Raw genomic sequence first — 21,241 nt, 5'->3', positions numbered from 1 at the left:
TCCATGTCAACATCGATAATAATAAGATTTTTTATAATAGCATAACTAGATAATTCATAAAATAGCCCAACATTACTAGCTGAACGTCTATATATATAAAGGTTACCTATAGCCTTATTATTCCCATCAAAAGTACCTTCAAAAACATTAGCCCACCAGCCATTATTATAATTACTCATCCCCATTCCAATTGGCAGCCAACCAGAACCCGATTTGGGATAGTTCAATATAATATCATTTTCCATACGAAAATGTTTATCCGCGAAATGACGGACCTGTTCTAAATCAAATTGATTATAAATTAGGAAGGGATCATTTGAAGTACCTTTACCTTTTCTATACTTAATAAACTTCCTATTCTCAGGATATCCTTTATTAACTTTATAATCACCAATATACCAAAAATTCTGATAATCAAACGAGTATGAAGAAGCTTTTTTCATGTCTGCTTCATTAAGTGCATTGCCTCTACCTTTAGCTACTCCGCCTTGTTTCGTAAGATTGTAATAGCAAGAATATATGCTGGTTCCTGAACCTACAAATCCCCCATGACTTGAAGCATTTTTAGCAACTGTTAAATCAGTAACAGAACCCGTTGAGAAACATTGAGATACAGATCCACCATTAACAGTCCCTACAAAACCACCACAGTTATTACCTGAAGACATCACATCCGCATGACTATAGCTTCTTAAAATTCTCCCTGCATTTTGGTAACCAACTAAACCACCTGTATGGTCAGCAGAACTCCCCTCATTTTTAACTGTTCCTGAAATTACGGCACAATCTTCAACATCTCCATCAGACTTTCCTACTAAAGCACCAACCATGGAACCATTGGACACAATATTCACATTAACTAATCGGACACGCTTAATTGTTCCTCCTTTTTGTTCACCAAATAAGCCAACATTAGATTGAGAACGATTAATATACAGATCTTTAATATCATATCCCGCACCATCATAGTAACCTGTAAAATTTGCGATTGGAGCAAAACCAGAACCAGTTTGATAACTAGTCATAATAATATCCTTTGTTTGCGTGTAGTAAGCACCTAAGTTACTCCGGACATTATATAAATCCTTTTCATCCTCAACTATATAGGGACTAGACTGTGTTCCCCCTCCACCAGAAAAATGGTCAACATATATATATGTCTTACCTTTTTCTTTTACAAAGTATGGTCTTTCTTGATTCTTTTCTGTCTTTTGTTCAATAAAGACAATTAAAGGATTTCCATCTTCGTCCGGATCAGTAGCAATAAATACTTTATCATAATCATCTTGAGGTAAAATAATAACGCCACTTGTCTCTGATGCCCCGTCTACCCAAGTAAATTCCCTCGGCAAATCTATACCTGCTTCAGAAATTAAATTAGATAAATCACGAACTCGTTCACGACTTCGTACAGAAATACCTGTTGGATCATCTGTGTCTAAAATTATTTCACTGTCCAGATGAACTTCTTGAAATGTTGAATATATTAGACTTAAATCTTCATCACTTACTACACTTTCAATATCACACCATTCGTTTTCTACTAAGATTTGAACTGGTATATTAAATGTTTTTAAGTGAACTTTCTTATCTATAACTTCTATTGTGTAGTTTCGAATCGTTTCAGTATCTTTTACTACACTCCCATCCATGTTATAAGATGTACCATAAAGGGTATTTAGAAGTTGTTCTCTTGTTAACTTTACTGAATGATCCAATTCAATTCACCACCTATATTAGGTTCAAGAGGCGCTTTAGTTTCAAAAGCTACTCGTCCATTTTTTACTATAATCACTTTTCCATCTAATTTCTGATCAGCTACCATTCGTAAATTAATCATGGCAGGTTGGTTAAGTGGCAGTTTTACAATGGGTTTAAAATGAAAGTTAATACCCTCTACATTAATATTCGTTTTATAACCCAAGCTGTAATGAGTGATGCGGTTCGATAGCATTCCGTTTCCTTGAAAACCAGCCACAAGCCCTGATGCTTCTGCATCTTTAAATGTGATAATATCGTTAATATCATATTTAAAATCACCATTTAAAGGAATAGTTTTTCCATCAAACTCATAAAAGAACTGAATGCGATGACCTGCTATACTGAAAATACCATCACGTTCAAAATAAATTTTATTCCCATGACCAATTAATCCGAATCGGAAAAGCTTATTTCTATCAATCTTATAAAAACTATTCTCTTCTTTTGTATTAAAATCAAATTCTGGGAGATGAGTACCGTCAGGATACTCAGCCACCCAGATAAAATCCTGTGCCACAGGAGAATGTGTATATTTATCATTTTGTAAAATCAATTTGATTCCCCCTACCTCATTGCATTGAAGTAACTATTTTTTATACGTACTGATATGCAACACGTGTTAAGAATGCTACGTTTCCTGCTGTCGCGTTACCTGGAACATTGGCACGAAGAATAACTTCTGCATAGTTTCCTTTTGCATTCGTTTTATTACCATCATTTTTAACACCTAAAATTTCATTTGCATTTGGAGAAAACGTACCATCAGTATTCGTTGAATTTCCTCCTGCCTGGATTGGATGAGTAGAATTACCTCCAATAGGTGTACGACCCGTTTCAGCTGCCGATGCAACAGTCACCTCGACCCATTTATTTGTTACCAATTCACCTGTGTTACCACCCGCACTATCTTTTGTCGTAATAGTACAGTTTGTCATAGTAGATAAATCTGTTGTTCCCGCAAAGTTATTCCAAATTAATACTCCAAAATCAGAGGAAGGTGTTCCTGCATCAATGGTCCCAATATTCCAAGACGGTACAGCTCCTGAGTTGTCTTGTTTTCTCCAATTCACTTGTGGTGCTGGCATATAAATGACCTCCTAATTTTTATTTACACTTTAATTATCGCTACATCTCTTTATAAAGTTGTGATGAATTATTTATTACTCTTCGAGAGCTAATTCAACTACCAACTCTACAGTAATATCTTTTACGCCCTTACCTACCTCTTTGATATTGATTCTAAAGTGATCATCACGATTAACAGCTAGTTGTGACAGTTTAAAAGAATATGGTGTAGAGGACGTACGATTAGATTTGCTCTTTCCATCAATAACAAGTTCATCAGCAAGAATGCTATGCCAAATAGGTGTTGTATCATATGAACTTTGACTGCATCTTTCAATGTCAATACACGTTTTTGATTCTCCCATTGTGCCGCACGTTACATACGCATCAATTAACTCTCCCTCATAAGGGAAACGTAATTCTGTACGAACAATACCTACTTGTACAATAGATGGCACAACAAATACCATCACTTTATCGTCAAGCTTCCGTATACGCCTGTTATTGAGATGTGCTCTATTGTAAGCAATAAAATCCATAAATTTATCCTCCTTATAAATCGAGGTATGCACTGTCATTATAAGAACTTTCCATTGGAAATTAACAAAGGGATAGACTTAGCTATCCCCTCGTACTGTTGTCTTTAATAGTCTTCTAGTTGCAGGATCATATGAAAATTCCCTTGTAACCTGTTGAGATAGACTTCCAAGACCATCTGTATAATATACAGTCTCTGTTTTCAATTCACCCTTTACCATAGGTGCCTCGTTCTCATAATACGTAAACTCTCGAATAATAGTATGATCTCCCGTGATAATTTCACGAATAATTTGACCTCTTTCGTTATATTCATAATCTATATCTACACTAGAATTTCCACCGTACACCAATTCTAACTGGCGTTGTATTTCATCTAAACGTGCATCTAATGAAATATGAGGCTTATCACTCTCTCTGAATTGCCGAGCATCATATACTTCCTTTTGTAAGTCATAAAATTGCGTTCCACTAATAGTAGCTTGCCCCCTACTACAATATTGGTTTTTATAGACTTCTATGTACACCTCATCACCAATTTGTAGCTGTATAGAACGCTCTTCATTTTTTGAACCTACACCTAAATGGATGTGATAATCATCCAGCTCAATATAATCAACTCCGCTTAGTAAACGCCGGCCATTATAATACACTTTTAATAACCCTTTATTAGGTTCATAAGTATGACCAACTGGTAAAATAGGATTTGAGGTACCATATGTTTTCACGAAATCCTGATCAACAACGTGTAATATTTCATCCCAATCTTTTGTGATAGGACTATATCTATGGAGCTTCATTCTTGTTCCCATTTAGCCACCCCTTATTCGTTTCTTATTTCCAAGAAGAAGTGTGAAGGTCTCATCTGTTGTTTTATTTTTTCAGGATCGGTTGTATCGACCCTAGCAATTCTCACCCAAAAATCCTTTGATTCTCCTTCATGTAACGTTCCTATTCGTATTGTTGTATCTTCATATTGATTAGGAGTACCGTTGTTGTCTGTGGCAAGATCACACCATTCCCAGCCAAACTCTTTTTTATAAACAGCAATCTGAATTTCAATATTCTCCGCTACATTTCCCGAAGTATCGTTTAAGACAGTCAATTTTTGTTCAATTATGTCACTTTTCAGTGCACCTAAATGTGTAGCTTTTGTTTCACTTAACTCTTGGCCTTTCCATTTGACTTTTAAGTTTGTACCTCTTAAAAACAAATCTCCGCCGTACATTTCAGCGTATTCTTTTTGTTCATCTATTAAAACATACTCACCAGTCTCACTCTTATCGTAAACTCTAATTTTCCCCTTAAAAGGAATGGTAGGTAATTCAATCTCTATACCTGAATATCCATCTGGAACTATTTGAGTAGTTACAACATTTCTTTCATAATCAATAAGCTCAACTTTATAAAAGCTATTTAAATTACCCACACTAATATTAGTACCCTTACACAGGATAACCCTTTCTACAATAAGGGGTGTATACCCATCCCTTGGCGTACCTTTTAATACAACTCCAGCCATAGCTGGATCGATACAAATTGTTGAGTCAAATAGCTCCCACGCATTTCCTCGCTCTGCAAAAAAAGTCCACAGATTTTGTTTTTTTACTGTTCTCCAAATATTATAGGTATTCTCATGAATGCTATCTTCACTTTCCAAAAACTCAACTTTCTCAAGAGCGTTCTTCCAAATAACAAGACCACCTTCATCTCCCAAATATTTTGGTGTATAGTTCGAATGCACTTGTAGTAACAATTCATCTTCATTTTGAGGAAGAGAAAAAAGAGCATTTGTACTTCTATCAGTAGAGTTGTGTTTAAGTACTAATTGTTTATCAGAATCACTGTACTTATAAGAGTCAGTAGGGGATACGATCCAACGTGAATCAAGTGTTTCAAAATTATCGTCAAAAATAAGTCCAGTCTGAACCCTATGAATGCTCAATAGTAACTTCCTCCTATCGCGTCTTCTTGATATTCCAACCATTCCATGCAGGGAATGGTTTACCCATAATGAGCCATACTTTATCCTTTTCTTTTTCATCCCATGGCTTATCTGGTTCAGGTAATCCTATACCTGTATCATCTTCATCAATTACATTCATTTCATGCTGTCTTTCAATATTTAAATCCACTTCATTTTCTATAGAAATTATATTTGAATTCGAATGCATTCCCTCATCAATTTCATCAATAAATCCGTAATTCCCTTTATTAATATTTAACAATTCCTCATCTTCTATAGACATTGTATTTGATATTAATTTTTTCGTTGTAGTTTCACTATCTATTGTGATATTTGAAGCAGAATTAATGTTTATCTGTTCTTCTTCATCCAGTATCATTATAGTTTCATTACTTGAACTTCCCTCTTCTTCTTGGAAAATCCTTATTTTCTTCTTATTTACCTGTTCTGTTTGCATTTCATCTTCTATTGTCATTTTTCTATTTTTACGTAATATTGTTTTATCAAATTGTTCTTCGATAACATCTAAGAATACATTACATTCTGCTAAGGTATTTTCCTCTACCTCTGTATCTACATGAATTCCCGAAATTGCCATTTCATTATTGTTTATAATTGAATCTGTTTCTTGACTATTACTCGCAAAACCATAGTGATTTATAGTAGTTTCGAAATTACTTTCTGAACCTGCAAACTCTATTTCTTCTAATGTTGTTTCTCTATCATTACCACTATTTACGAATTCAATTGTTGCAATATCCACTTCATTTGATGCATGGTGATCTGCTAAATTCGCATCTATAACTACAGTGTCTATAGTTGCACCCATTTCACCTTTAATAGTAGGATCAATAATTGACTCATAAGTATCTCCCAAACTCATAAGAGCCCCATCAGTAACTACAACTCCAATTTCATTTGTTTGATTGCCTGAAACTGTATCTTCAATGGTAGCATCCTTTTCTTTCCCTACATTGGCTAGTACTTGATTGTTCATTTCAATATCAAATATGTTAAACAGATGAGCTAAATGTTTTCTTTCTACTGCAACGTGGACCTCACTTCCACTTAATGCGTTTTCTACCTCTTGTATCATTGTTTCATATTCTTTATGAATAATTAATGGTTCTACCTCTTCTATTAACGTTTCATAAGTCTCTCCTACTATACCTTCTGATACATAATCTAATAAAATTCCATTGTCTTTTTCAGCCATATTTGACATTGTATTTCCCTTATAGACAACACTATCAATTATCCCATCAGATTTTGCTGTACTTAGATTAATGAGGTAATTTTCCTCTTCACGAAGATTTTGAAATGCTCTATCGTCACTTTGCATATAAACTTCTAGCGTTTCTTCCAGATTCATATCTAGTAATTTATTGACGTGTAATTCTTCTTCGCGTTCAATTTGGTCTGCTATCTCACCATTTTGCACATACGTTTCTAGTGTTTTTTCAAGATTCATGCTTAGCGTTTTATCGACATGCAGTTCTTCTTCACGTTGTAATTGGTCTAATCTATCCATACTTTGCACATGTATTTCTAACGTGTCTTCCAGATTCATGCCTAGCAATTTCTCTACTGTTGTTTCTTCTTCGCGTTCGATTTGTTCTGCTATTTCACCACTTTGCGCATACGTTTCTAGTGTTTTCTCCAAATTCATACTTAGTGGTTTATCGACATGTAGTTCTTCTTCACGTTGTAATTGATCCAATCTATCCATACTTTGCACATGCATTTCTAGCGTTTCTTCCAGATTCATGCCTAACAGTTTCTCTACAGCTGTTTCTTCTTCGTATTCAATTTGTTCTGCTATCTCACCACTTTGCGCATACGTTTCTAACGTTTTTTCAAGATTAGTGCTTAATAGCTTCTCGACATGTAGTTCTTCTTCGTTCATTCGTTTTGCTTTATTACTATTTTGTACATACGTCTCTAGCGTTTCTTTTCTATTTTCATTTTGTTCTGCCATATTACCGCTTTGCACATACGTTTCTAATATCTTTTCATGTTTCGAACTAACTAACTTCTCAATATATACCTGTTCTTTATGATCAGTTTGATCCGCTCTACTACTATCTAATAAATACAAGTCTCTTGTATTATCTAGAACAGCATCAATTAGATATATTTCATTCAGCTCTTCTTCTCGTTCTGCAAGCGCTGCTGAATCGTTATTTTGAATATAGGTTTCAACTATTTTTTCTAATTCCAATCCAATTAGATTATCAACATGAGCTTTTTCTTCTCTCTGTATATCATCTGCTATCATGTTGGTTGATACATCAGTATTCAATACCTTTTCACTTTTAGCATCTAAAAAATTCACTAAATTTATTTCTTCTTCTTGTTTCAATTGATCTACTACATTACTATCTTGAATATAAGATTCAAATATCTTTTCAAGTTTTGAATTGATTAGTGTGTCTTGCTGAATTTCCATGTTCTTTTCGGGTTTATTTACTATACTTTGTTCTTCTACATAAAGTTCTAAATTCTTCTCTATCTCCCCAAAATCTCCATAGTCATTCAAAATATCAACTACGATTTCTCTTTGATCACTTAAGGTAGTTGTTGAAATAAATGTGTCAAATTCTTTATCTAGGTGATACTTAATTTCATTTTCTATAGTTACCTCATAATCAGCTACACTATTTTCAACAGAAATATTTTGTTCAATTTTTGTTTCATTTGTTTTTTTCTTTTCACTCTTTTTTACTACATGTGTAACCACTACATCTTCACATTGTTCCAACACACTTGAAGAAAAACCATCTATTTTAGCGTCCTTTAATAAAGAGTGAGTTTGCATTGTATTTAACTCGTTAAGTTCAACATCTATCATATCCTCATTGCTAAAGGCCTGTTCTATAACTATTAATTCCCCTTTAAAAGCATAACGATTAGCGCCATTCTCTAAATTATTCAAATGGCCATTTTGAATCTGGAATGTTTCACCGGAATTTATAACAACCTTTTCACCAACTTGGTAATTTCTATCTCCACTAAGTAGATTTAACTTTTCTGCTTCACGAATAAATTCTGTGCTATCCAATAAAGTAGTAACATTCGCTTGATAATGACTACTAAAGTTACTATTTAATACTGAATCTTCAAATCCATACTTAAATGATTTGCTTTGTGTTTTTTCCATATCCAGTGACTCAGAACCAGAATGGTAAACCTGACCTAATTCGAATCCTGATAAATTATTTTGAACATTTTTATACTTATCTGCAATGATAAATTTCTCACTATTCTTCGTATACTGATAAGATTTACTATCTTCCATTCTATGAATTAGCTGTTTTACAGACTTGAAAGAGGTACTACCAATGTACTGACTAAAATCATTCAAAGTATAATTCACATTTGCCCTTGGTACTGTCATTGAATCTACTCTTACGTCTGAAATATTCTTACCTGCACCTAAACCCTGAATAATTACATCATGTACGTTTTGTGTTTCATCTAATGAAGCTTTCTGATTCATTAATCTATAGACTTCACTCGCTTCACTTAATGCAGCTATATGAGACACACCCTCGTAAATTTTAGGTTCAATATACGCCTCATATACATCAAATGGGACTAATCCATATAAATGATAATTCCCTCTACTATCCTGAGAAACGTTTCCTTCTAATGCAATTAAAGATCCTGTTTCCGTATTTGCAATCTTACTTGATAACAGCTTATTTCCATTACTCATTTCATGCTTTTGTAGAAAACCTAAAATTCCTTTATAGGATTCACCTATATCTCCTAAATTCAGAACGCCTTGAATTGGTGTATCTTTTCCTTTTAATATTCCTTCATCATGATAACTTGTAAAAATAACTTTAAAGTTCTCAATCTTATTGGGCTCTTTCCCAAATTCACTTAATTTGTTACCCTTATCCAATTGGCTATAGAGAGCATCCCAAACCACTTTTAAAAAATTAGCTTTTGCTATTTCTACAACTTTCTCGCCATATTGTAAGGTTAGTAATCTTTCTCCCGTATTAATTTTCCCACTTTTAAATAATACATCTGCTAACTCTTTTACTTGATTATGACCAAAACTCGGTAATAACTCGAGTAGTTCTAAACTAATATTTTCTCCAATTAACTCTTTCAAAAAGCCAAAATCATAAGAATTCCTTTCACTATAAACCCTCTTATTACTTCTCTTAAATTCAAATGGAGTTTCTGTATCATTCATCGACTTTTTACTAGATTTCAAGTCATATTTGTTTAGTTTCTTAACTAGATTTGTGTTTATTTGACTAATAACCTCTCCAAAATAAGCGTAAAAATCCTTATTCTCTGTTATTTCTATTAAATCCCCTTGTCGTGCACTTTTATCCCCTCTAGTTAATGCTTCTCCTACCTCCGCTATATAAATAAGACTACCTTTTTCTAAATTTAAATTGGAGCCTTCAAATATAGTTTTGTAATCAGCTAATACAGAGTGCATCGCACCAGCCGCTCGTTTCACTTTTGTACCCATTTTCATATCATCTAAAGCTAACGCACTATACCTATTCCAAGGATCAAAAGCCAATGGGACAACATCTAGATTAGGTACATTTTGATGACGATTGAACCTGAATACATATCCCTTTTTATTATAAAAAAGGGTAGTGAAACTGAGTAAATAATGCTTACTGTTACTCATTTTCCACCACCCACCTTTCGACAAAGTAAGACTTGCACCGTAGTATTCGGTACAAGTCATGACTTAGTTGCGGTTATTATAAATTTTCTTTTAAGAAACCAAGTCCAATAGGAGCATATGGAGTCATGTTCGCTAAACGGAAAGGTGTTCTAGGTGTATCTGCTAAAGTGTAACGATATGTTTGGGCGTAATTATAAGAAACAATCACTTCTACGCGATCTTTTGGAGCATCACCCAAAATTAATCGTTTGGTAGAACCATCTACTGTAAATTTCCCAGCAGTTGGAGGTGTATCTGCTTTATATTCAACATAATTCGCTTTAGTTAACGTATTACATCCAACTGAACTTACTAAGCGAACTTCAAATTCATCATCGATTGTAGGTCTATGGAATAAATGAAACTCTTTGATTGCTCCATCTCCTGTACCTACTTGCTCGTTTTCAGATCGTTCTTTTACTTCTAATTCATCTAATTGTGAGATATTTTTTGGATGAATCGCATAAACTTCATCTAGTCTACCCACATAACCATCAGAAGGATGAACAATATACATTGGCGAAATGTGATATTTATTAGAATATACAGACGGATTAAAACGAGACTCATGGCTTGGATCTACGTCAGCATCATGAGTGATAAATGCTAAGTAATGTTTTTGATACATTGCCCCGCCAACAGTTCGCTGTACAAGTACAGAACTATTACCGTTAGATGTATTTACACCATAGTCAACTACACTACGTCCTAATTTCATACCCGTCTTATATTGAATCTCATCATCAGAACGAGCTCCACCAATAATTACATTATTCATTCGAGGAGTCTTACCAATTGTCGATAGACGTCCAATATATAATGGTGCAAAGAACGTACTTTCAGGATCCGGCGCAGGATCTAAACGGAAGTAAGAAACGATACGGTCCTTTGTAATATTTCCCCAATAATAAACTTGAGAATCTCGTCCCCATCCTAAACCGATATCATTTTGCGGAATAAACGATACGGCTGTTGGTAATGAAGGATACACAAAGCGAACTGCATCATAAGCGGCCCCCATAAGTTCTGTTGGAACTTGCGGATTAAACTTATTTACTTCAATATCTCCATAACTACCGTTTGCATCTTTTACATATTCTAATTCATAGTCAGCGAATAATGCTAACGGCTCAGTTCCTCCTGAAAACGTTACTGTACCGGCCTCATGGTCCACAGTATAATCAGCGGAATCAAGGGGTACTGTTCCAGTTAATTTATCATAGAACTTATATGAATTCTCGCGGATACGTTGGTTCCCTTTCTTCATTTTAAAGCTAAATACTCCACCTTTTTTGTCTTCTAACTCAGCCAAGTCAGGGCGTTCAGAACGTAAAATAAATCGAGTAGGGATAAATCCTTCAAACGTAAAGAACCATAAGCGTTTTACTAGATCCGGAGCATTATCTGTAAGCGAGTATGTAGAAAGAACCTTACCTACTTGACTATCATTGAATGTTACAGTCCCTTTCTCTCCATCTATTAAATACTTTGTTGTAGCTTGGTCAATCATTGAACCATCTTCACGATATAAAATTACACTAGAAGGAATAACTGGTTTAACCATAAATTCAAATACTGTCTTTGTTTTTTTGGCCCCACTAGGAGTTACATCCTTCATTTCACCTAAAAATGTATCTTTTGAAATTACAGGTTCCTCTCCAAGCTTTCTCACATTCCCACCATAACCTGTGGTGAATCCAAAGTAGCGATGTTGTTTATCGCTACCTTTCGATTCAAATAGAAAAGTTTCAGCAAAAGTTTTTCGGTATGGATCCTTCTTTCCATTTGCATCTGTTAAAGGCGATACCGCACGGTATTTCCCTAAAGTACTCCATCCTCCCGCATTAAACAACTTCTCTAAATCTAAAGGTAGAAGTTGCACGGACAAATCTACATCGAAAAATCCATCTGTATTAATTAATGACATATTGGTCACCCCTTCTATATTTATTAAGAAACCTCTATAGGTGTTGCAGTAATACCTACAGATTCGTTACCGGCTGAATCCACCGTAGTAATTTTGATCTCAGGTTTAAATCCTGTGTTTAATCCCATTAATCTGTAATAAGTTGTTCCAGTAATTCCAGTAGCATAGATCTTACCATCTAAGTAGATATTGACATGCTTTAAATCCTTATCTGTAGGAAGGTCAAATTCTACATCAATAGTCTGTGACTTTGGACTTAATACTTTAGTAATCTTCACTTCTCCTGGAGGAGTTTTATCATTCTTATTGTCATGAGGAACTTCATTTGGATTAATGTCCTCAGAATAAATCCCCAAACCTACAGGACGGAAAGGTGTAACAGGTAGCTTCGTTAGAGGAGATACCGCACCTATACTATGTGGTTTATACATTTCATAAACCTTTTCCGGACAATTTTGTTTTGCAACGCGTAAATTCGTTGCACTCATTCCTTGTGAGTTAAACCCGATTGCTTTATCTAAATATCCCCTCACACCCTCTTCAGGATGAACTACATAAATTCGAGAGGAGTGTACTTTATCTGAGTATCGGGAAGTATTAAATTGATATTTATAATTGTTAGTTTTTTCAACAGGATTATATGCTCTCGGATATTTCTTACCAATTTCATCTACTCTATTTGGTGGTAGCTGGTTCGAAGGTGCATTCCATGAGAGATAGTGAGCCTGATAACGTGCACCAAATCTAGAACGGGAAACCATTACAGAATCTACACCATTTGAAGAATGATGTGGATATAATTTAAGTAAAGGATAAATCGTTTCGCCAACAGTTGCGCCAGGATCATCAAAATCAAATAAAGATACTACATCTTCATTCTTCACTCGTTTGCTAGCGTTATTAGTCGATAGACGAGCAATTGTCGCACCTGTGTCCCAATAAGGTGCACGCATGAATGTTCCTAGTTGCGCACGTTCAACAGTTAAATATTTACCTTTTTTCTCAATAAGTTTAACTACCTCTGTACCATTAATCGTTAACAACGCTGGTGCCTCAGGTAATTTTGTTGCATCATTTACATAAAGGATTGTATCGCCAGGCATAATTTTCCGCCAAGAAAATGTAGTTTCTTTTCTAGTTGAATCCACACGCTTTACAGGTGGAATAGTTCCTGAAAATAATGCATAGCCTTCATCTTTATCTCCATCTAAAGAATTTACTTTACCGAAATATAGCGGTATAGTCGGAACCAAATTCTTCTCCCAAACAGGGGCTGTATCAGCTTGAAGAACTAGGAAAAATGTTGTGCTATCAATATGACCTTTGACACGAACTTCTGAATCTGTCCACCAGTTCGTATGCCATAAAGGATCGTTTATATGCTCTAAAAATTCAGCGCGCAATGTAGTCTTAACAATTGGTGACTGCATTACACGAGGATCAGCTTTTTCAATTACCGCTTCTTGCATATCAGTATCCCAACGTGTTTCTAACACTTCAATATCTAGTGCTGAACGTATTACATGGAAAGGAGAAGCTGATAATAATTTTTCTTCATAAATTAAGTCTTCTGGATCGTAGTCTCTATCTTCTACATGGTAGTTTCCTTCAAAATACTCATACCACCACTTAGACCAGTCATCTCTATCCCTATCTCTGTCTTGCTCAAAGGATGTACCACCCATACCTGGCATAGTAACGATAGAAACAATACCATCTTCTTTAACAAGATTAGAGTTTGGTAACTTCTCTAACATATAGAAATACAAGTTTGTTCTTGTTGTATTATCTACATACTTTTGTTTAATCCATTCATCCCAAGTAGGCTTCATTTTAAAGTTAGGATCATTAGGATCGGTATCATCGTGAGGTCTACGAATAGGCTGTTTTTTTTCATACTTGTACTTAAGAGGGAATTGGCTAATTGTCGCAAAACCTAGCAATTTCCCATCTGCATTTCTAAAAATGGTATGTCTTGCAATTGCATAATTGACTTGATCCGTTCGGCGATTGTACGCCCTAGTATCTACCGCAGCTTTATAAAAGTTCCTCACTAACGTCCAACCGTTATCAATTAACATTTGTGCAAATACGTCCTGCAAGTTATCTTCTTCAAACTTAGAGGGATAATCCTGAGGAGTTGAATCAATATATGGCATCTCATCACCCACTTCATCATTTTATTTTAATAATAGGTTAATTAGTTTTATAAATAGCAATTCTTCTATGTCATGTATATTATAGGTAGGTACCTTTCTTTCATAACATGTAAGTTGCATTACTACATTACGTTCACAGATACTTCAATACCTGCAGATTCATTACCTTTCATGTCTACAGAAACTAGTTTAATTTTTACACCATTTCCTTTTGTCACATTTTTAATAGTATATGATTCTACTTCAGTGACACCTGTTGCATACTTCATACCATTTACGAAGATGTTAACCGTTGAGAGCTCCATATCATTCGGATTTGTCCAAGTAAGTAATACAGTTCCTTCTTGTGGATTTGTAGCTTTTAGGTTAGAAACATTAACTAGAGTCTTATTCGCTGCTGGTTTCTTAGAAGTATTTAGTGCTTCTTTGTACAACCCTAATCCCATTGGTCGAAATTGTGTGGATGGTCGCTTCGTTAGTGGTGAAATTGCACTAACTGGGACACACTGATATACATCAAAAACCTTTTCTGGACAACTCTCTTGACGAATTCTTAATTCACTAGATCCCATATTAATGGAATTAAATCCTACAGAGTTCTTTAAATATCCTCTTACTCCTTCTTCTGGATGAATCAGATAAATAAATGAAGTTTGTACTTTATCCGAATAACGTGAAGGATTGAATTGATAATTATTAATTCGTTCCCATGCTCGTGGGTATTGTTTATTACCTACTTCAGATACACGCTTAGGAGGCATATCTTGTGCAGGTGCATTCCAAGACAAGTAATAACTTTGATAACGAGAACCTAATTTAGTACGACTCACCATTACAGAGTCAACACCATTAGATGGATTAGAAGGATATTTTTTCAGGACAGGCATAATTTGACGCCCACCTTTAATCTTAATATCATCAAAGTTATAAGCAGCAACGCCATTTGTATCAGTACCTTTTGGAACAGTTCCTGCGAATAATGCGATAGCAGGATCACCTTCATCTATTGCTTCAATATCGCCAAAGTAAATCGGTACAATAGGTACGACATTATTTTCCCACATTGGTGTATTATCCGTTTGGATAATTAAGAAAAGACTATTACTGTCAATATGTCCTTTAATATTAATTTCCGAATCAACCCACCAATTTGTATGCATATAAGGGTAATCAATATTTTCAAGTAATGGTGAACGTAGAGATGACTCTACAATAGGCGACTGCATCACAACAGGATTCGCTTGTTTTACAAATTCTGAACCAGCACTTGTAGATTTAAAATCAATTTGTGTAACTTCAATATCTAAAGCCATTTGAAGTCGTTTTTCATCTGCACTAGAGCCCGTTCCCCATGGGGTAAATAATTTATCTCCCTCTTTTACATCTGGTAATTTTTCCAACATATAAAAATAAAGAGATGTATTTACTTTTCTTTTTTCAAATTCTTTGGCCATATAGTTAATAAGGGCCTCTTTTTCAGTAGCTGTTGATTTAAAAGCATTGTAATATGGAATCCCTTTATCATGAGCAGTAAACTCCTTCCAATCTGCAACTACAGCAAAACCAAACAAATCACCTCGTGCATTACGTAGAATAATATGATTGGCAACTGTAAATTTTTCATCATGCCTTCCTTCTAAAGGATGATCTGTAACATAATAAGACCCTGTTACAGCTTTTTTAAACTCTACTACTTTGGTCCAGCCGTGTTTAATCAGTAAATCCATAAAACCGTGTTGTAAGTTACCTTCACGAACCTTATAAGGGGAAAGTGCAGGTGTGCTATCAATATACGGCATTTCTACACCTCTCTTTCTATTAATTAAGGACGAGATTTTACCCGCCCTTATTCTGCAACTTAGTTATCGTTATGAGTAGGTAATAAGTTGCAACTAATTACTTAAATTCATTATAAGTAGTCTTTTTATTCTGTTAACAACACTCATGTCTAATTAATAATTTCAGCTTTTAGTTTTACATCCGAAGGTACACTACTTCCACAATAAAGGGTATAACTCCACCTGCTTCCTTTATCTTGACCATCATTCATTACTACTCTTAATTCCCCATCATCAGGTTTATAATAAAAACCAAACGGACTTCCTTCTTTTTCCATTTTACGTGAAGTATCATAAATTAATTCATTATTAACAAATACTCGCATCCTATCTGGTGCAGAGAAGAAATCATATTCAACATAGCAGATGCCCTCTTCACTTACAGCATGAATATATTCCCCATATCCCATGCCACCCTGTGCCGTTTGTCCGCATTTTAGTACATTTTTACCTGGTTTCTCACCTTCGCCTTCTGGCTTTCCACCTTCACCTTCTGGTTTTCCACCTTCGCCTTCTGGTTTTCCCCTTCGCCTTCTGGTTTTCCACCTCCGTCTTCTGGTTTTCCGCCTTCGCCTTCTGGTTTTTCACCTCCGTCTTCTGGTTTTTCAGGGGGAATATTTTTTGAGATAAATTCAATATTCACTATTTTTTCGCAAACTCCAAAACCATAATCAACGATAAATTTAATTGAATATACTCCTGGTGAACTACTAGTAAAAGTGTAATTTCCTGTCTGCATGACTTTAGGAGGGGTTTGAACAAGTACACCTATATTAGAAGCTGAACTATTTTGTCCATGATCTAAATGAAGAACAATTGAATCTCCTACATGTGATTTTAAAGAAGGACCAGTAATGTTTAATTCACAAATAAATTCGCCAATAATAGTCCCCTCAGTTATACATTCTTGTCCATCGTTATACGTTACAATAAATGTAACTTTATATACGCCCTTATTAATAACTTTAAATGTTCCATTCCCAAGACTCTTTAAACCATTCTTATCATAGTTCGTATCAATGCGTAGAATACCAGATTTATTTGTGTGTACAAGCGAGAATGTAACAACCTCTCCTACTACCTTATTAAATTGTGATGTAATTAAATTTAAACCACAGCTACTAATTGGGATATCATTAATAATCTGTATTTTTGAAGGCCTTGAAATTGGTTCTAATACAGGAGTCTCTATTCTTTTAAAACAACCCGCATCTTTTAACATACCTATACCTGCCATTCTAAAATGGGTAGAAGGCCTTTTAGTAAAAGCTGAGTCCCCCTCTACAATCGTCACGTAATATTCATCATTATATTCTGATTTTTTGTTATCCTTGCCCGCATCATCAGAATCATGACCATCTTTTTCTGGAGGAATGCTAGGCACCAAGTTGTCCCATTGAAAAGGAACCCTTAAATGCATTTCTTTTCCTAACCCTGTAATTACTTTTATCCAGACTTCATAAATGCCTTCTTTAGACATATTCATAAAGTCGTACATAGGTGTACCATCACCTAGGTCTTTTTGCGTAAAAGCAATTCCTTTAACTTTCCTTAATTCATGGTTTACTTCATCATCCTCTAAAGCAATTACTGCCCCAGCTTCTCCAATTTTATAGGGTTCCTCTATTAAAAGCTGATCTTTTTCTCTTAAAAATCTGATATATGCTGTTACTTCAACGATATCAGTATCTTTTAGGAAATAAACATCAAGGTAAGATACACCATGCTTGTTAATATCTATGGTAAGTGGCCCATGAGAATGATATGTAATTACGTCATCTACGTCTTTAAAAATGTACCTCGATGGTAAATGCCTCCATCTAATTGAATGTATAATTGGTAGTGAATCAGTTCCTTTAAACCCTTTATTTTGCGGTACTGATAAATTAGGAACGGGAGTTAATGCCATATCAAAATCACCTCTACGCTTTTATAATTTCCACGGTAAAGCCTTGTAATTCTAAGTCTCTTTTAAAATATTCCATAAGATATAATTTATTAGATTTATTGATTGTTGGAGGATTTTTTCCGCTCTTTGTAATTAATTTATGTGGAATCCCCTTAATTTCTCCTCTAAACCTTATTCCAGTTTGAACATTCAAAATATTATCCAAAGATTTTACAAGAGATTCATTATTACCGCTTACTCTGACTTGATGTTGAATATCACCTTCATTATCAATAAAGGCAAAATCTTCTCCTCTTTTTATCTTAAGAATCATTATATTTTACCTCCTACAGTTTTGGATCAATACCCATTTCTTTTAATTTATTAACTATAAAATCGTGTTTATCTTTAAAATTTCTAGCTAAAAATTGTCTATTAATGATATACATCATAAAGGCCTCAGCAAAATCTTCGGCCGGGCTAAAACATCCATAATCTGATACCGGAGCAAGTTTTCCATTATCTAACGCTGTACCCGGCGAGCTTTTCGTTAGTTCATTAAATGAACCATCAATATTCTCAATCCACCCACTAATATTTAACCATTCTTGCATTTCATGTAGTTTTTCACCTAATATGTCATATCCATAATTAGATAATGCATGACCCATCTCATGTACAGCTACTTCTGCGGCAACATAAGGTATATAATTATCATCAGTCATATCCTGTAAATAATATGCTTTATATTCTCCATCAACAACATGACTGCCAAAACCTATGTTAGGTTTTATATAGTCATATGGGCGATGTGCCTTGGCAGCTGAAATATTATAAAGCAGCACCTGAGGTTCAAAGTTAACTAGAGAACGAAAAGAAGATAAAATATTTTCCTTTTTCCCATTACTATGCATGGCTGTAGCAAAACTATCCATTACCCAAGCTCCAACAAGACCTGTATCATCTTCGTTTTCAATAAATACATTATTAAAGTCAATCCAATCATATATAACACTTGGTACTTTCTTAATTAAAGGAAGCATTTTATCTAAAATATCGCCCTTTAAAAACCCCTCTGAACCTGGGAAAAATAAGACAGGTTTATTGAGTTTAGCCGACATAAATACTGAGGCTTTTTGCAATTCATTTAAACAAGGTAAATTTGCCTTTCCCCACTCGTTAAAATCTAGCCATTTATCTTGTAAACTATAACCTTCATCTTTAATATCTTTTAAAGTTTTCCATAAAAATTTATGAAAATCTTCAATTTTTATTTTAGAGTTATCCAAATGATATTGACTTTGAGGCTCCTGTAAATAATCTAACCAATCATTTCGCCCCTCCCAGAACGATTTGCTTAATTCCTTTCCAATACCATCTGTGCTGTTAGCCAAATAATCTTGCGTAATAACAGAGGGATTCCAATAAGTATCATCTACTGCTTGTGCCTTTACTGATCCATCGCAATAATAAGAAAATTTATTACCTTTATCAGAATTGGAATTAGAATTATTGGTTGAATCTCCTAAATTTACATGAAGATTATTCAGTTTGCTTGTACTCTTAGCAATTCCCCACTCTACTTTAGTAGATTCTTTAGGTACCTCAGGTTGATATTGAGATTCATTACATTCTTCACACCAATAAGGGAACACTAATTTCTCACCTTCAGAAACATTAATAACGGGCAAAAGTACGATATTAGGAATATACCCTAATACACCATCTTCAGGATGCATGACTGTTGCGCGAGATGTATGAATCTTATTACTATACCTAGATGCATGAAAATCGTATTGATAGTAACCATATCTTAAATAATTCCATGCCCTTGGGTACTTACGAGCATATTCTTCCTCTTTCTCGGTTCCTTGTGCATTTTTGACCAGTCTTAATTCTTCACGAGTAGGTGGCATTAGATTAGGTGGAACGTTCCAACGTAAAAAATGTTCTTGATAACGTGCTCCATATTTTGTTTTTTTGATCATAACGGAATCTATTCCGTTTGATGGATGGTTTACATAATTTCTTGTGATAGGTTGTAAAATTTCAGTTTTAGTCTCTATACTATCGAAATCAAAAAATTCTCCTACTTGCCTACCTCCAAGCATAGCGATTGGTGTTTCATTTTTCGAAGATGTATTTTTAGATACTAGATTTCCAAAGAAAAAGGGAATTAAAGTCACCATATTATTTTCCCAGCTAGGAGCTGAATCTACTTTTAATGTAAAAAATGCACTTGTCTCATCAAATACACCTTTTAACTGAATTAAAGAGTCCCCCCACCAATTCGTATTAGTTCGATAATTCAACTTCCCTATGGAGGCAACTAGATCACCTGTATCTCCTTTTAATTTCATGGTAATAATTGGTGATTGTTTCATACTTTCATAGTATTCATCTTCACCGTAGTACTCTATATCCATGCTAGCCCTAAATATATCCAAACCATGATTTTCACTCATGATAGTAACTGGAGCAAGTTCACCACTAGGTGATACATAATGCGTATATCCAGCATACGTGTCTAGTGTGTATGAATAAACAGTTGTATAGTCTACAGATTTTCTATAAAAATTAGAAATCCATTCTAAGAAACCTTCTTTTTCTCTAGGAATATCTTTAGTGTTAATTTTCACAGCCCCTGTTGACTGTGCGAATGCTAAATACTCATTATCCCACCTACGCATAATCATATGCCGAGTGATGCATAACATACCTTCTCGAGATTCAAAAGGGGGTAGATATCCCTTTTCTCCTTTTACAAATAACCCTTTTTCAAAAGTGATTTTATATAGATCTACTTTTGGAACTTGATTGTTAAAATTCTGCCACCAGTAATTACCTGATTTATCTTTAAATCTTCTAAATACTTTATCAAACATATCATCTAAAAAATTATCGTGTCTTAATGTTTCCTCTACCCAAGGCATTTATATCCACCTCTCTTATTTGTTGGGATTATCCCTTAAACATTGAAAGTTTATCCAAACATATTTCGATTGCCCACCTTTATTATCAAAGCGGAATGTAATTGGGGTACCTGCTTTTACTGTTTTCACAGCCATTAAATAAGCACCTTCTGGTAAATCCTTCGTATAAATTTCATCAAATACGTAGTTATTTTTATGATCATCTCCAATAAACAAACTCCAATTATCAAAGGAATGATATCTAGATGCTCCTACAGCTACGGAGACCAGCTCAATATCAAAATCAGGAATAAATTGAATATCAAAGTGCCCTAAAGTACCTAGTACCTCTAAAATTTTCCCCTTTATATAAGGAACTGTTTTGGTAGGCATAAATGGATAATCTAAACGTCCACCACCCAATCTACCTACTCTATCTATTTCCCCTCCAACTACTACATTTGCTCCAAAACTCATGTAGGA

Annotated in this window: 14 protein-coding genes and 1 pseudogene; all 15 read right to left on the bottom strand. The window is 34.6% G+C overall.

Annotated features, from left to right (window positions below; all coding sequences use genetic code 11):
- Positions 1-1,718 (bottom strand): annotated as a pseudogene (locus ABWK52_RS03750) (halomucin); the annotation flags it as partial.
- Positions 1,703-2,314 (bottom strand): hypothetical protein, encoded by a 612-nt coding sequence (locus tag ABWK52_RS03745; protein ID WP_044584314.1) that lies wholly within the window; start codon positions 2,312-2,314, stop codon positions 1,703-1,705. The pseudogene ABWK52_RS03750 and the gene ABWK52_RS03745, both read right to left, overlap by 16 nt.
- Before the next feature lie 40 nt (positions 2,315-2,354).
- On the bottom strand, positions 2,355-2,846 hold the full coding sequence (locus ABWK52_RS03740) for a hypothetical protein (protein WP_001111326.1): 492 nt from the start codon (positions 2,844-2,846) through the stop codon (positions 2,355-2,357).
- A gap of 75 nt (positions 2,847-2,921) precedes the next feature.
- Positions 2,922-3,365: a hypothetical protein gene (locus ABWK52_RS03735; protein ID WP_098541467.1), complete on the bottom strand. Its 444-nt coding sequence runs from the start codon at positions 3,363-3,365 to the stop codon at positions 2,922-2,924.
- 78 nt (positions 3,366-3,443) lie between these two features.
- Entirely contained in the window at positions 3,444-4,175 is a 732-nt protein-coding gene (locus ABWK52_RS03730) for a hypothetical protein (RefSeq protein ID WP_000537241.1), read from the bottom strand.
- Positions 4,176-4,186: 11 nt separating this feature from the next.
- Positions 4,187-5,308, bottom strand: coding sequence for a hypothetical protein (locus ABWK52_RS03725; protein WP_098541465.1), 1,122 nt, complete (start codon positions 5,306-5,308; stop codon positions 4,187-4,189).
- Positions 5,309-5,321: 13 nt separating this feature from the next.
- The gene (locus ABWK52_RS03720; RefSeq protein ID WP_098541463.1) at positions 5,322-9,995 is read right to left on the bottom strand and encodes a hypothetical protein; all 4,674 of its coding nucleotides are present in this window, start codon (positions 9,993-9,995) and stop codon (positions 5,322-5,324) included.
- 76 nt (positions 9,996-10,071) lie between these two features.
- A complete protein-coding gene (locus ABWK52_RS03715) occupies positions 10,072-11,961 on the bottom strand; it encodes a hypothetical protein (RefSeq protein WP_098541460.1) in 1,890 nt (629 codons plus the stop codon).
- Between the two features lie 23 nt (positions 11,962-11,984).
- Complete coding sequence (locus ABWK52_RS03710; protein WP_001146341.1) at positions 11,985-14,120, bottom strand: hypothetical protein; 2,136 nt, start codon at positions 14,118-14,120, stop codon at positions 11,985-11,987.
- 122 nt (positions 14,121-14,242) lie between these two features.
- Positions 14,243-15,919, bottom strand: coding sequence for a hypothetical protein (locus tag ABWK52_RS03705; protein WP_001146340.1), 1,677 nt, complete (start codon positions 15,917-15,919; stop codon positions 14,243-14,245).
- 149 nt (positions 15,920-16,068) lie between these two features.
- Entirely contained in the window at positions 16,069-16,368 is a 300-nt protein-coding gene (locus ABWK52_RS03700; protein ID WP_353771875.1) for a hypothetical protein, read from the bottom strand.
- Positions 16,369-16,394: 26 nt separating this feature from the next.
- Positions 16,395-17,867 (bottom strand): hypothetical protein, encoded by a 1,473-nt coding sequence (locus ABWK52_RS03695; protein WP_353771874.1) that lies wholly within the window; start codon positions 17,865-17,867, stop codon positions 16,395-16,397.
- A 13-nt stretch (positions 17,868-17,880) separates the two neighbouring features.
- The gene (locus tag ABWK52_RS03690) at positions 17,881-18,180 is read right to left on the bottom strand and encodes a hypothetical protein (protein WP_000601027.1); all 300 of its coding nucleotides are present in this window, start codon (positions 18,178-18,180) and stop codon (positions 17,881-17,883) included.
- 13 nt (positions 18,181-18,193) lie between these two features.
- Positions 18,194-20,779 carry a hypothetical protein gene (locus ABWK52_RS03685; protein ID WP_098541456.1) on the bottom strand — a complete coding sequence of 862 codons (2,586 nt, stop codon included), beginning with the start codon at positions 20,777-20,779 and terminating at the stop codon, positions 18,194-18,196.
- 15 nt (positions 20,780-20,794) lie between these two features.
- A complete protein-coding gene (locus tag ABWK52_RS03680) occupies positions 20,795-21,235 on the bottom strand; it encodes a hypothetical protein (RefSeq protein ID WP_000007798.1) in 441 nt (146 codons plus the stop codon).
- Positions 21,236-21,241: the final 6 nt, after the last annotated feature.

Origin of the sequence: Bacillus sp. AP50 (assembly GCF_040492675.1) — a bacterium.
GTDB classification, from domain to species: Bacteria; Bacillota; Bacilli; order Bacillales; family Bacillaceae_G; genus Bacillus_A; species Bacillus_A cereus.
The sequence above is the reverse complement of the archived record's forward strand: the minus strand, read 5'-3'. Positions and strand labels throughout refer to the sequence as shown.